The organism is Rhizobium sp. CFBP 8752, from assembly GCF_014842035.1.
Taxonomy (GTDB): domain Bacteria; phylum Pseudomonadota; class Alphaproteobacteria; order Rhizobiales; family Rhizobiaceae; genus Neorhizobium; species Neorhizobium soli.
This window is the reverse complement of record NZ_JACYUZ010000002.1, coordinates 462,411-476,168: the sequence shown is the minus strand read 5'-3', so window position 1 is coordinate 476,168 and position 13,758 is coordinate 462,411. Positions and strand designations below refer to the sequence as shown.

The 13,758-nt window shown below is 60.5% G+C and carries 12 protein-coding genes; 9 read left to right on the top strand and 3 right to left on the bottom strand.

Annotated elements, in window-relative coordinates; translation table 11 throughout:
* Positions 1-796: 796 nt before the first annotated feature.
* Positions 797-1,735: a 3-hydroxyacyl-CoA dehydrogenase gene (locus tag IFT59_RS15360; RefSeq protein ID WP_192087412.1), complete on the top strand. Its 939-nt coding sequence runs from the start codon at positions 797-799 to the stop codon at positions 1,733-1,735.
* Here the strand turns inward: IFT59_RS15360 and IFT59_RS15355 are convergent.
* Positions 1,732-2,484 carry an SDR family NAD(P)-dependent oxidoreductase gene (locus IFT59_RS15355; protein WP_092662853.1) on the bottom strand — a complete coding sequence of 251 codons (753 nt, stop codon included), beginning with the start codon at positions 2,482-2,484 and terminating at the stop codon, positions 1,732-1,734. The two genes, IFT59_RS15360 and IFT59_RS15355, sit on opposite strands and share 4 nt — an antisense overlap.
* On the bottom strand, positions 2,481-3,791 hold the full coding sequence (hisD, locus tag IFT59_RS15350) for a histidinol dehydrogenase (protein WP_192087411.1): 1,311 nt from the start codon (positions 3,789-3,791) through the stop codon (positions 2,481-2,483). Before hisD ends, IFT59_RS15355 begins: the two co-directional genes overlap by 4 nt.
* A gap of 92 nt (positions 3,792-3,883) precedes the next feature.
* On the opposite strand from hisD, the gene IFT59_RS15345 reads away from it, so the two are divergent.
* From IFT59_RS15345 to IFT59_RS15330, 4 genes are all read left to right on the top strand, one after another.
* Positions 3,884-4,864: a LacI family DNA-binding transcriptional regulator gene (locus tag IFT59_RS15345; protein ID WP_192087410.1), complete on the top strand. Its 981-nt coding sequence runs from the start codon at positions 3,884-3,886 to the stop codon at positions 4,862-4,864.
* A gap of 169 nt (positions 4,865-5,033) precedes the next feature.
* Positions 5,034-6,023, top strand: a complete 990-nt coding sequence (locus IFT59_RS15340; RefSeq protein ID WP_162734864.1) for a TRAP transporter substrate-binding protein — start codon at positions 5,034-5,036, stop codon at positions 6,021-6,023.
* Between the two features lie 158 nt (positions 6,024-6,181).
* On the top strand, positions 6,182-6,712 hold the full coding sequence (locus tag IFT59_RS15335; protein ID WP_062459152.1) for a TRAP transporter small permease: 531 nt from the start codon (positions 6,182-6,184) through the stop codon (positions 6,710-6,712).
* 1 nt (position 6,713) lies between these two features.
* Complete coding sequence (locus IFT59_RS15330; RefSeq protein ID WP_174197547.1) at positions 6,714-7,994, top strand: TRAP transporter large permease; 1,281 nt, start codon at positions 6,714-6,716, stop codon at positions 7,992-7,994.
* A 46-nt stretch (positions 7,995-8,040) separates the two neighbouring features.
* On the opposite strand, the gene IFT59_RS15325 is transcribed toward IFT59_RS15330, so the two are convergent.
* A complete protein-coding gene (locus IFT59_RS15325; RefSeq protein ID WP_113111595.1) occupies positions 8,041-9,066 on the bottom strand; it encodes a LacI family DNA-binding transcriptional regulator in 1,026 nt (341 codons plus the stop codon).
* Positions 9,067-9,249: 183 nt separating this feature from the next.
* On the opposite strand from IFT59_RS15325, the gene IFT59_RS15320 reads away from it, so the two are divergent.
* The 4 genes from IFT59_RS15320 to IFT59_RS15305 all read left to right on the top strand — a co-directional run bounded on the left by IFT59_RS15320 (position 9,250) and on the right by IFT59_RS15305 (position 13,744).
* Complete coding sequence (locus IFT59_RS15320) at positions 9,250-10,617, top strand: LLM class flavin-dependent oxidoreductase (protein ID WP_192078376.1); 1,368 nt, start codon at positions 9,250-9,252, stop codon at positions 10,615-10,617.
* Positions 10,618-10,638: 21 nt separating this feature from the next.
* Positions 10,639-12,000 carry an acyclic terpene utilization AtuA family protein gene (locus IFT59_RS15315; protein ID WP_197978123.1) on the top strand — a complete coding sequence of 454 codons (1,362 nt, stop codon included), beginning with the start codon at positions 10,639-10,641 and terminating at the stop codon, positions 11,998-12,000.
* A 1-nt stretch (position 12,001) separates the two neighbouring features.
* Positions 12,002-12,319, top strand: a complete 318-nt coding sequence (locus IFT59_RS15310; protein WP_062459166.1) for a DUF4387 domain-containing protein — start codon at positions 12,002-12,004, stop codon at positions 12,317-12,319.
* A gap of 81 nt (positions 12,320-12,400) precedes the next feature.
* On the top strand, positions 12,401-13,744 hold the full coding sequence (locus tag IFT59_RS15305) for an MFS transporter (RefSeq protein ID WP_192087409.1): 1,344 nt from the start codon (positions 12,401-12,403) through the stop codon (positions 13,742-13,744).
* The last annotated feature ends 14 nt before the right edge of the window (positions 13,745-13,758 follow it).

The window sequence follows — 13,758 nt, the reverse complement described above, 5'->3', positions numbered from 1 at the left end:
ACCACCCTTTGCCTGGACAACACCGATCAACCATTCACGCGCGGCCCGACGCCGTTTGGCGGGCTTCCAATCGGAAATTACCGCCACACAAACTGCGTCCAACACAGTGGTCGCGCGCTCTTGGAACTTCTGGTCGTGTGAAATTGCGGGAGCTGGTATTCAGTCACCATTCAGGCCCGATGACTAGTTTGACCTCCAACTTAACAATGGGAGGCATGGACTCATGCTCGCTACGCGATGCAAAAGTGTCTTCGATGACTTCTCAGTCCGCGAAGAACAGGATGGAAACCTTGGAGTCGATAAGGAGCAACTTCTGTTGGCTTTCCATCAGGGAACCATCGCCGCGAAGGCAAACCGCGATGTCGGCCACTGTCCTTTCAGCGCACTGACACAACCGTCCGAATTCCTCGCGTGGTTGGAAGGCTTTCAATGCTGTTCGGCGTCACGCTAGCGAATTCGTCGGAGCGGTCCTCCTGCATCGCATCTCTGCATGAGGTGGGCTGTCCAGATTCTCTGTTTACGGCGAGACAGGCTCTTCGCCGTCGAGGACGCACTAGCACCGAGATTGCAGAAGTAACCCCCGGGCGGTGACGCTGCTTCGGGATATCAGTCCAGGAGCAACCGCCTGCCTCGTCCACTTCCAAAAGCCGATACGACGACGGTGGGACACCTTCTTTCGTGAAAGATTTTCACTGGCATGATCGACGATTGACCCTCTGGCTGCCTTGCTGCTTGCTCACACAGCCAGCGTGGAGGCGCTGCATTTGACTGCAGCTCACAAGGGGAGATCCAGGACATGAATGCGATCAGGAACGTTGCCATCGTCGGCGCAGGTCTGGTGGGGCAGGGCTGGGCGATTGTCTTCGCGCGGGCCGGCATGGACGTCACCGTTTATGATGCCCGCGAAAACGCCGAGACTGTCATCGGCGCGCAGATCGACAAGGCCGTCGGCGATCTTGCCGCCGGGGGGCTTTGCGGCGACGTGCCTTTGGTCCTGTCGCGCATCCGTTTTGCGCGGAGCCTCAGCGAGGCTGTGTCGGGCTGCGACTACGTACAGGAGTCGGCGTTCGAGCGGATCGATGTGAAGCGCGAGGTCAGTCTTGCGATCGATGCGGTGCTTCCCGCCCATGCCATCGTCGGCAGTTCCACCTCAGGATTTCCCGGGTCGGCGTTCTATGAGGAGTGTGGCAACCGGGAGCGGTTGATGGTGGTGCATCCCGTCAATCCTCCGCATCTCGTGCCGCTGGTCGAAATCGTCCCGACGCCCTGGACTGCGCCACAGGCAGCGAGCCGTGTCCGGCGCCTGATGGAGGATGTGGGGCAGTCAGCCGTGTCGCTGTCGCGCGAAATTCCCGGCTTCGTGCTGAACAGGTTGCAGGGCGCCCTGCTGGACGAAGCGTTTGCACTGTTTGCGGAAGGCTATGCTACGGCCGAAGACATCGATCGCACTGTGCGCGACGGGCTTGGGTTGCGCTGGTCGTTCATGGGACCGTTCGAGACCATCGATCTCAACGCGCCGAAGGGGCTTGCAGATTATGCCGAACGGCTCGGGCCGATGTATGCCGGATTTGCCGATCAGCGCAGGGTAGACCGAGGCTGGGCGCCGGATGCGGTGACACGGGCGGATGCGGAGCGTCGCGAACTGCTCGCAGAGCAGGATCTCGATGCCAGACGCTCCTGGCGCGATGAAATGCTGATGCGGATCGTCCGGGCGAAGCAGGCGGTGGCGGACTAGTCCGCCGTCCAGCCGCCGTCGATCATCAACGCCGAGCCGGTCATCAGGGACGACGCGTCGGAGGCAAGGAAAATGGCGGCGCCGACGACGTCTGCCGGCTGCCCCAGGCGACCTAGCTTGATCTTGGACAGCGTCTCGCGGCGAAACTCCTCATCCTCGAAATACGAGGCGGTCATGGGTGTCTCGATAAAGGTGGGGCAAAGGGTATTGATGCGGATGCCGGCAGGTCCAAGTTCGACCGCCAACGCCTTGGTAAAACCTTCAATCGCAAATTTTGAGCCGCAATAGAGTGTCCTGTTGGCCGCGCCGACATGGCCCATCTGCGAGGACATGTTGATGACGGTGCCCCGCCTACCGTGCTTCAGCATCACGGCCGTCACGGCCTGGGCTGCAAAAATTGCAGCCTTCGTGTTCAGGCCGAAGACGGCATCGTAGTCGTCTTCAGTGATCTCGGTCAGCGGCTTGGGGCGATTGGTGCCGGCATTGTTGACAAAGATATCGAACGGCGCTTGCGCTTCGACATGTCGGCGGAAGCCGGCAATGTCGGTGACATCGCACACAAGCGGCCGCGCCCTCCAGCCGCGCGTAGACATCAAAGAGCAGGCCTCCTCGATCTCCGTCCGCGAGCGCGCGCAAAGCGTTACCTCGGCACCCGCCTCGGCAAGGCCTTCGGCGACCGCGCGTCCAATGCCACGGCTGGCGCCGGTGACGAGCGCCCGCTTTCCGGCAAGATTGAAAAGGCCGCTCATTCGGCTGCTTCGCCGTAGGCGACGTCGCGGTTGCCATAGCGTCTCACCCGTAAGTTCGCCTGTTCGGCATGGCCGACGAAACCCTCGAGCATGCTCAGCCTCGAGCAATAGGCGCCGATCTCAGCCGCCGCTTTGTCCGTTGTGACGCGCTGGTAGGAATGGGTCTTGAGAAACTTGCCGACCCAGAGACCGCCGGTATAACGCCCCGCCTTTTTCGTCGGCAAAGTATGGTTGGTGCCGATGACCTTGTCGCCATTGGCAACGTTGGTGCGTGGGCCGAGGAAGAGCGCACCGTAGGAATGCATGTTTTCGAGAAACCAGTCGTCCCGGTCTGTCATAACCTGCACGTGCTCGGAGGCGATGTCGTTGGCGACGTTGAGAATCTCCTCGTAGGTGTCGCAGACGATGATCTCGCCGTACTCGCGCCAGGATACGGAAGCGGTTTCGGCAGTTGGCAGGATTCCGAGAATTCGATCGATTTCAGCGATCGTCGCTTTCGCCAGCGTCTCCGAATTGGTCACGAGAACCGCCGGGGAATTGTAGCCATGTTCGGCTTGCCCCAGAAGGTCTGTGGCGCACATTTCCGCGTCCACAGTCTCGTCCGCAATGACCATTGTTTCGGTCGGGCCGGCAAAGAGATCTATTCCGACGCGCCCGTAGAGCTGGCGCTTTGCTTCCGCAACAAACGCGTTGCCGGGGCCGACAAGCATGTCGACGGGGCGAATGGTCTCGGTCCCGAGCGCCATCGCGCCGATCGCCTGAATGCCGCCGAGGACATAAATTTCATGAGCCCCGCCGAGATGCATTGCAGCGACGATGGCGGGGTGGGGTTCGCCTTTTTGGGCCGGAGCCGCTGCTGCGATGCGGGGAACTCCCGCCACCGAGGCCGTGAGGACAGACATATGCGCCGACGCGACCATCGGGTACTTGCCGCCTGGAACATAGCAACCGACCGACTGGACCGGAATATTGCGGTGGCCGAGGAAGACCCCCGGCATTGTCTCGATTTCGATATCGGTCATCGACGCTCTTTGGGCTTCGGCAAATTTGCGGATCTGAGTCTGGGCAAACCTGATGTCGTCCATGTCGCGAGCCGACACCTTGTTGATTGCCGCCTCGATCTCGGACGTGGTCAGTCTAAACGAGGCCGGAGAGAAGTTGTCGAATTTCGCCGACAGGTCGCGTACTGCGGCGTCGCCTCGGGTTTCGATGTCCTTGAGCGTCGCTTCGACAAGCGTCCTGACTTTGGCGTCATCTTCGGCGCGTTCGGCGGCCGCCTTCCCCTGTTTCATATAGCGAATTGACATGTCTCACCTCCCTTTTGACATCGAGCGTAATGTGCTAGCGACGCTGAATGCAAGTTTTCATCATTGCGTGAAAAAATTTCATGGAGTCTGTTTTGAAGCCGACAGCCAAGCAGGTCGCTCATGAGGCGGGCGTTTCCATCGCCGCGGTATCACGCGCGTTTTCGCCGGGGTCGTCCATCGATCCGTTGAAAAGACAGCGTATCCTTCAGGTCGCAGCGCAGTTGGGTTATAGCAGTCCGGCGCGCCGTACTGCCGAGGTGATCTCCGCCGGTACAGTGACGTTGGTGGCAGGCGATCTCGCCAACCCGTTCTATCCACTCGTTCTCGACACGCTCGCAAAAGCACTGCAGGCGGTCGGGAGACAATTGCTCGTCTATGCTATCCCGCCGCAGGCGGACATGGACCAGCTGACGCCGCAGATCCTTGCCGCTCGCCCCAGCGCACTTGTCGTGACCTCCGCAAGCCTGACGTCTGGAATGGCCAACGCCTGCCGGCAGCATGGCATCCGGGTGGTGCTGCTCAACCGGATCCAGCGCAATGTCCGCGTTAATGCGGTCGCGTGCGACAATCACGCAGGCGGTCGTGATGCGGCACTGTTTCTGCTCGGCAGGGGGCGCCGACGGATAGGCTTCATCGGCGGGATCTCCAACACGTCTACCCACCGTGACCGGGCGGGAGGCTTTTCCGAAGCATTACGCGAGAGCGGGCATTCCGTGCTTGCCGAGGGAAACGGGGAGTTCACCTACCGAGGCAGCTACGGCGCAGTGCTATCACTGCTGACAGCAAAAAACCGTCCGGATGCGCTGTTCTGCTGCAACGACATCATGGCGCTCGCCGCCATAGATGCTGCCCGCGAACTTGGACTGTCCGCACCTGAGGATCTTTCGATCGTTGGATTTGACGACATTCCCATGGCCGGTTGGAGATCCTATCGTCTGACGACGATCCGGCAGCCGATTACCCGCATGATCTCCGAGGTCGTGGGCCTGATACAGGCCAGCAAGACCGTTCCACTCGACGTGACGACGACCAGCATCCTGCCTGGCAAATTGATTGTGCGCGGCAGTGCCTGAAGACGATCCGGCGCAACCGGGGATGCAGGATATTTCGCGCGTCGGCAGAAAAAAACTTGACGGGACGGGCAAATTTGCGAAAGTTAGTGCACACGTTTGCGCATCTGCAGCGGCGATAAGGAGGTCGCAACTGAGTCATCGGATGCAAGCATTTACCGGGAGGGATAAGATGAAGCTCAAGACACTTGCTGTCGTTATGGCAGCTCTTGTGATGGGAACGGGACAGGGTTTCGCCGCCGAGCGGGCCCTTCGCGTCGCCACCAGCGTTCCGCACAATCACTACCTCACCAACGTCATCAAGGAGTTCGCAGACAACGTGTCGAAGCGGACAAACGGCGAAATTACCTTCGAATTCTATGACTCTGGTTCACTCGTCAGCGACCAGCACATGGACGAGGCGGTTGCAAACGGCACGATCGATATCGGAATTGCCTCTGCATCCATCCTTGCCGGCACCGTGCCCGCTCTCAACGTGTTCGCCGTGCCATTCTTTTTCGATACGCGCGAAAAGCTTGATCGCGCTGTGCTGCCCGGAACCCCGATCAGGACCATACTCGACAAGAGGATCAACCAGACCGGGTCGCGCGCGATGTTCTGGATCCCTTATGGCTTCATCACGATGATCACCCGCGACAAGGAAGTTCATGTCCCTGCGGATATGCGCAACCTGAAGATCAGAACGTTCGGCTCTACCGTCAGCGAATTCGTCGAGGCCGTGGGAGCCGCTCCGGTCGTCACCAGCGGTAGCGAACAGTTCCTGGCGCTTCAGCGCGGTATCGTCGATGGCGGGCTGACGGGATGGCCGTCGGTCGAGGAACGCCGCCTTTTCGAGGTTTCGCGCTACGTCATCGCCACGGACCACATGTATGAGACGCATTTCGCCCTGATGAGCGAAAAAGCGCTCGAAAAGATGCCGACCGAACTTCGTGCGATCTTCCAGGAGGAGGCCGCGAAACTCGAGACGGTGCTCATGGATCGCATCTTCGATGCCACCAAGCATACGCGCGAGGTTCTCGCGAAGAAGATGGAGATCATCGATCTCACGCCGGATGAAATCGTCCGGTGGAAAGAGGAAACGGCACCTGTCGCAAAGTCGTTCTACGACAACGGAAACGACCTTGCGAAATCTGTTTTCGACGAAGCGCAAAAGCTTCAGTAGCGGCAATTGGCTAGCCGCGCCGCCTCGCACAGAGTCGGCACAATGTAAAAGCACGACACCAAAAACAAGGGCGGGGCGCAGTGCCACCGTCGCGGCGAAACGCGCATTCGCGCAGCGTCTGAGAGGGTCAGACGCAAACGTCTGGGAGGAACGGCACCATGCCCCCGCAAGAAAAGAAATGGGTCGGCACAATCGAGTCGACCATCATGAGGATCGGTGAATACAGTTCATGGATCTACCTCTTCATCGGCATCATCGTCGCCTATGAAGTGGCGTCGCGATACTTCTTCAACAGTCCGACGGACTGGGTCGAGGAGACCTCACGTCTCGGCATGGTCTGGGCAACATTCCTGCTGTTTCCAGCCTGCATGGGGCGCCGGCAGTTGATCTCGATCACGCTTTTCTCCGATGCGGTCGGCGAACGCGCCAAGGTCGTTCTCGAAGGCATAAGCTTTGCGATCATCGCGCTCGCCTGTGCCGTCGTCTCCTTCGAGGCGCTTGTTGCCGCAATCGACGCGGCGACAGTCGGCCGCGCTACGGCGAGTGTCCTGCGCATCCCCTATTGGCTCTTCTACCTGCCGGTCGCGATCGGGTTCTTTCTTTTCTTCGTCCAGGCTGCGCTGGAACTGATCCTGCTTGTTGCGACGGGGCAGCGACGCAAGCTCGAACTCGCGCACGAGGAGATCTGATATGGAAAGCGTTATCGTACTAGTCGCGCTCTTCGTCTTTCTGTTTGCGGGCATACCGGTCGGTATCGCGCTTTCGACGACGGGTATCGTTCTTCTCCTGATGAAGGACGTGCCGCTCGCCAGCGTGTCGATGGAATTCCTCGGCTCGGTCAACAATTTCATCCTGCTGGCGGTGCCGGTGTTTCTTTTGACGTCGAATATCCTGCTGAAGGCCGGGGTCGCGAAAGACCTGTTCGATGCGGTTCAGCGATGGGTCGGCGGCGTGCGCGGCGGTGTCGCGATCGCAACGATCATCTCCTGCGGCATCTTTGCCGCGATCTCGGGCTCTTCCGTGGCCGTTGCGGCCATGATCGGCACCGTGGCAATTCCCGAGATGACCAAGCGCGGCTATGATCGTCGCTTTGTCATGGGAACGCTCGCCGCTGGCGCAACGCTTGGCATCCTCATCCCGCCGTCCATTCCGCTGATCATCTATTCGGCGGTCGCGGAGCAGTCCACCGCCTCGATGTTCCTTGCCGGCGTCGGGCCCGGGCTGTTCCTGATCGTGCTGTTCCTGATCTACTGCATCGTCAAGTCGTTCATGGGGGCGGCACCGAAGGCGGAAAAAGGTGAATCCGGACCGGGTGGTCGGATGGCTGCAAGCTTTCGCGCCCTGCCGACCATGGTCATTGCGCTGACGATGATCGTCGGGATCTATGCAGGCGTCTTCACGCCGACGGAGTCGGCAGCTGTGGGCCTCGTCATGACCCTGATCTACGTGTTCGGCATACGCCGCGGCGTGTCTTTTGCAGATTTTCGGGGGGCGGTGTTCGGCGCGGGTCTTACCACGGCGAACCTGCTGCTGATCATTGCCGGGGCAAACGTATTCGGCAAGGCAATCATGCTTTACCGCATTCCCTACGAAATCTCCCAGTGGATCGCCGTTAATATCGAGACGGCTGGCATGTTCATGCTGGCGGTCACCGCGGTGTTGCTCTTGCTCGGCCTGTTCCTGGAGGGGATCGCGATGATCCTGATCGTCCTTCCGGTTCTCCTCCCGTCGCTCGGCGTGCACGGAATCGATCCGATCTGGTTCGGCATCTACTTCGTGCTGATGATCGAGATCGCGCTCATCACGCCGCCGGTGGGTATGAACCTCTTCGTGATCCAGTCGGTGGCGAAATCGAGTTTGAAGGAGGTGATGTACGGGGCTCTGCCATACGTCGTCATCATGCTGTTCGCCGTGCTTGCCATCTACTTCTTCCCCGCAATCGTGATGTATATTCCGAAAGCGGGGGGATAGGCTGCACGGATTTTGGATCGAGGAAGGGCGCTTTTAGCGCCCTTTTTCATGCCCTGCCGGTGGAGCCGCGAACAATCAGCTTGCCGCGCATGGCGATCAGTTCGTCCGGCAGGCTCGGATCGACCGTGCGCGCTCGCAGCAGTTCAAAGGCGCGCTGGATCATCAGGGGCAGGGGCTGCTGGATTGTCGTGAGGTCGTAGATCGGCCGGGCGGACGCCGCAACGCCATCGAAGCCGGCAACCAGGATGTCGCCGGGCACATCGATCGACGCCAGGCGCAGTGCGTCGAGGACGCCCATGGCCATGATGTCGCTCAACGCGAAGATCGCATCCGGGCGCTCCGCCGACGGGATCGCCGCGATCTCGCGACCGGCCTCGAAACCGCCGTCGTAATTGGAGTGGCCGTCGATTCGAAGCGAGAGTGCCAGGCCGGCCTGTTCCAGTTCGGCGACAAATCCTTCCTCGCGTTCGCGAGACGTCGAACTGGTGGAGGAGGTGTAGATCAGTCCGAAACGACGGCAGCCGCGCGACATCAGAAGTTTCGCCATCTCAGCACCGCCGGCACGGTTGTCGCAGGTGACGAAGCATCCGTGCGAAAGTGCGACGCGGTTGACCATAACGAGCGGGACGTTGTTCTGGGCGCAGATGTCGGCGGCCTTTGAGGACAATATGGCCGACGAGATGATGCAGCCATCGACCTGGTACTGAATCAGCGCTTGCGCAGTGGTATCCTCGATAGGCCCGCCGCCGGCATGAATGATGAGGAGGCGAAAGCCGAGCTTCTCCGCTTGTCGCGTCGCTTCGTGCAACAGCTCCGTATAGAACGGGTTTTCAGCCGGTCCGAGGACAAGTCCGTACAGACCGCTCTTCCCCGAAGACAGCGTGCGCGCCAGAACGTTCGGCATGTAGCCGTGTTCTTTCGCAAGCCCGATGATCAGGTCCCGCATTTTTTGGGAAATCCGCGTGTCGCCTTTGAGCGCGCGGGTCACCGTCGATGGCGCGACTCCTGCCAGTGCTGACAGGGTAACGACCGTCGCTCGGCGCGGTGTGGAAGGCGGCAGTGTTGAGTTCATACCGATTCATAACAAAACAGCTGCGCCCTGTCGCGCCACTCCGCATCCGCACCGATGCGAAAAAGAGGGGCTGCATGACAAAATATTCGCTCCCAACTTGACATCTCCTCCAGAAAGCGATTGGATCGGGGTGCGCAAACGTTTGCGCACTTATTTGCGATTGACGATGACACGGGAGGAACGATGTCTACTTCAAAACGCCAGATGAAAATGGTGGGCTTCCTGCAGGCGCAGAACTGCTCGATTGCGCCCGGCTCATGGCGGCATCCTGCCGGCGCCACCGATTTTCTGTCCGCCGAATATTTCCAGCGCATCGGACGCATCCTCGAGGACGGCAAGTTCCATCTCGCCTTTTTCGATGACCGTCTGGCTATGCCCGACATCTACGGTGACGATCACCAGGAAGCGGTCGAGAACGGTGTTCGCGTCGTCAAGATGGATCCGGTCTCGATCATCACGGCGATCGGCATGGCAACCAGCCATATCGGCCTCGGCATTACCTATTCGACCACCTATTACGAGCCCTTTCATGTGGCACGTCTGTTCGCAACGCTCGACCTGATGACCAAGGGTCGTGCTGCGTGGAACGTCGTGACCTCGCTCAACAATTCCGAGGCGGCCAACTTCGGCCGCGTCGAGCATCTTGCGCATGACCTGCGCTACGAGCGGGCCGACGAATTCCTGGACGTGGTGACAGGGCTTTGGAACAGCTGGGAGCCCGATGCGCTGATCGTCGACAAGGGGACCGGCCAGTTCGCCGATCCGAAGAAGGTCCATCGGCTCGATCACAAGGGCAAGTATTTCAGCTCGAAGGGTCCGCTGCCGGTGCCGCCGTCAGCGCAGGGGCGCCCGGTGTTGATCCAGGCAGGCCAGAGCGGCCGCGGTCGCGAGTTCGCGGGCAAGTGGGGCGATCTGATCTTCGTTGTCTACCCGACGCTTGAGGCAGGGCAGAAACAATATGCCGCTGTCAAACAGGAGGTCGCTGCCGCCGGTCGCAATCCCGACGATGTGGCGATCTGCCCGGCCTGCTACGTCTGCGTCGGCGAGAGCCAGGAAATTGCCGAGGAGAAGCGCGAGTACATCCGTGCGCTCGCCAAGCCGATCGATGCCGTCGTGCTGTTGTCGGAAGCGCTCAACTTCGATTTCGCCAGCAAGCCGATGGACAGCGAATTCACCGACGAGGAGCTGAAGAAGCTGTCATGGTCGGGCTTCAAGGAGCGCGTCATCTCCCTGAGCGGCAAACCCAATCCGACCGTGCGTGACTTCGTGCACTATTCGGGCCGCGGCACGATCGGCGAGTTTCCGATCTTCTGCGGGACGCCGACCATGGTCGCCGACCAGATGGAAGAATGGTTCACATCAGGAGCCTGTGACGGTTTCGTGCTGGCGGCCACCCATACACCGGGCGCCTACGAGGACTTCGTCCGCTACGTGGTGCCGGAGCTCCAGCGTCGCGGCGTCTATCAGAAGGACTATGCCGGCACGACGCTGCGCGAAAACCTGGGCATTCCCATGCCGGTTCATCCCGCCCAGCGCCAGGCGGCGGAATAAGCGAGCAGTCGGAGAAGAGTGATGAAAGAATTCAGAATGCTCTCGACGAGCGGCATCCTCGGCTACGGTTATGCCGAGGAATCGCTCAAGATCGGAATGTCCTGGGAGCCCCATGTCATCGGTTGTGATGGCGGCAGTACCGATCCGGGGCCCTACTATCTCGGTGCCGGAACGTCCTTCTGCTCGCGCCTTTCGGTCAAGCGTGACCTGCGGCTGATGCTGCAGGCCAGCATTGCGGCCGGTATTCCCTGCATCATCGGCACGTCCGGTGGGGCAGGGGGCGAGCCGCATCTTCAGGATACGGCAGCACTGGTGCGGGAAATTGCGCGGGAGGAGGGGCTGTCGTTCAAGATGGCGCTGATCCATTCCGAGCAAAGCAAGGGCGACCTCGCCGGCTGGGCCGAGAAGGGCCTCACGAAACCGCTTGCAAAGATGAAGCCGCTCGATCGGCAGATGATCGACAACTCTACCCGCGTCGTCGGCATGATGGGGCCGGAGCCGTTTGCAAAGGCACTCGACGAAGGCGCGCAGGTCATTCTTGCCGGTCGAAGCAGCGATCCGGCGCAGTGGGCGGCACCCGCCATCCGGGCCGGCATGGCGCCTGCACCGTCGTGGTATGCGGGCAAGATGCTGGAATGCGGCGCCGAGCCGACCGTGCCCAAGGAGCCGGACTGCATCTTCCTTCGCGTTCGCGACGACCATGTCGTCTGCGAGCCGCCGAACCCGATTCGGCGCTCGACGCCGTTGGCCGTCGCGAATTTCGCGCTGCATGAAAATTCGAGCCCGATCCACCACGTCGAGCCCGGTGGTCTGCTGGATACGACCGATTGCCGGTTCGAGGCGATCAGCGATCGTGCCGTCAAGATCGACGGCATGACCTGGACGCCGGCCGATCGCTACACGATCAAGCTCGAAGGCGTCGAGATGGCCGGTTACCGGTCCATCGCGATCTGCGGCACGCGCGATCCGATCCTGATCTCTCAGATCGACGACTATCTCGCCACCCACCGCGAGAAGGTTGCTGTGAAGGCCGAATCGTTCGGCGTTCCACGCGACGATTACCGGATGATCATCCACTGCTACGGCAAGGACGGTGTGATGGGCGGCTGGGAGCCGGTCAAGCAGATCACCAGCCACGAACTCGGCTTCGTGATCGAGGTTGTCGCCAAGACCGCGGATATCGCCAATGCGGTTATCGCCATGGCACGCACCTCGATGCTGCATGCGGATTTTCCGGGGCGTCTGTGCAAGGAAGGCAATATGGCGTTCCCGTTCAGTCCGTCGGATATCGACATGGGGCCGATGTATCGCTTCAGCATCTTCCATACGGTCGAAGTCAGCGATCCCTGCGCCCTGTTCCCCATCGAATACGAGAAGGTGTGACATGGCCCTCATCAGAGACATCGCCCAGATCTGCAAGAGCAAGAATGCCGGTCCTTTCAACGTCACGATCGACGTCCTGTTCGAGGATCACGACCTCTACCGCCGCGTGAAGGCGACGGGAACGCTCAATGCGGCCCTCTTCTCCCGGCTCTACGGCGTCAAGGAAGAAGACGTGCTGTTTACGCCCTACGATACCGCCGCCGCGTTCAAGGCGACGTTCCCGCGAGCGATTCCCGCCGGCGATATCGGCGATACCGACGTCTACGGTGCGCAACAGCACGCCCCCCTGCTGGATGTCGACATCCCGCTCGAAAACTAACCACGACCTGCGCATGGGTCTTCCGCTGGAGGCTCAAGGGAGACCCATGCGATTGCCAATAACAGCTCGGGGAGGAGCTTCATGGCCACGCAAACATCCGACATCCGCAAGGTCGCACTGGCGAGCTTTATCGGATCGACCCTGGAATGGTACGATTTCTTCATCTTCGGTACCGCCACGGCACTCGTCTTCAACAAACTGTTCTTTCCGGAATTCGACCCGGTCACAGGTATGATCGCAGCCTTCGCGACCTTCGCCATCGGGTTCATTGCCCGGCCTCTCGGAGGCATCGTGTTCGGCCATTTCGGTGACCGGATCGGCCGCAAGGCGATGCTGATCCTCAGCCTCACCATGATGGGCGGAATCACATTTCTGATCGGTCTTATCCCGACCTATGCCGTCCTCGGCGTCGGGGCGCCGATCCTGCTTACCGTGCTTCGCTTCCTGCAGGGCTTTGCGGTTGGCGGCGAATGGGGTGGAGCGACCCTGATGGTCGTCGAACACGCGCCGAACAAGACGCGCGGCTTTTTCGGCAGCTGGCCGCAGATGGGCATTCCGGCGGCCCTTCTTCTTTCGTCCGGCGTGATGGCGCTTGTCGGCGGATTGACGACGCCCGAGCAGTTCATGGCCTGGGGATGGCGCTTGCCCTTCCTGTTCAGTGGCATCCTTCTCGTCTTCGGTATCTTCCTCCGCAGACGCCTTGCGGAATCGCCAAGCTTCCAGAAGCTGAAATCCGGTGGCGAACGCCAGCGCCTGCCGATCGTGGACGTGCTGGGCAAGCATGGAAAGAAGACAGCGCTTCTGGTCGCCTGTCAGGCCGCGGAAAACACCAGTTTCTATATCGTGGCGGTGTATTCGCTGGTCTATCTGACGACGGTCGTCGGCATCGACCGGGCGACGGCGCTCAATTCGCTGATGATCGCAGCCGTCTTCTGCTTTATCGCCCAGCCCCTGTTTGCCGGACTTTCCGACCGGATCGGCCGCAAGCGGGTGTTCATGGGGGGCATGATCTTCAACGGCCTCTTCATCGTGCCGTTCTTTCTTCTCATGGATACGGCGAGCGTATTCTGGATCACCGCTGCGATGACCCTGTCCATCATCTTCGGGCAGGCCACGACGCAATCTACCCAGCCCAGCCTTTTCGCCGAGCAGTATGGGGCGTCGGTCCGCTATAGCGGCGTGTCCGTCGCCTATCAGTTCGCAACCGTGCTCTGGAGCGGACCGACGCCGATGATCGCAGCCGCGCTCTGGGCCTGGTCAGGGAGCTGGATACCGCTTGCCTGCTACATCATCGCCGCCGCCTGCCTGTCGGTCGTCACGATCATTCCGTTGCGCGAGGCGGCCGGTGCCGATCTTGAAGACGAACAGAGCGGCTCGCTGCCCCAACCGGCATCACCCGCAAAGACCATTCATCACCATCAATAAGACAGGGAGCAATC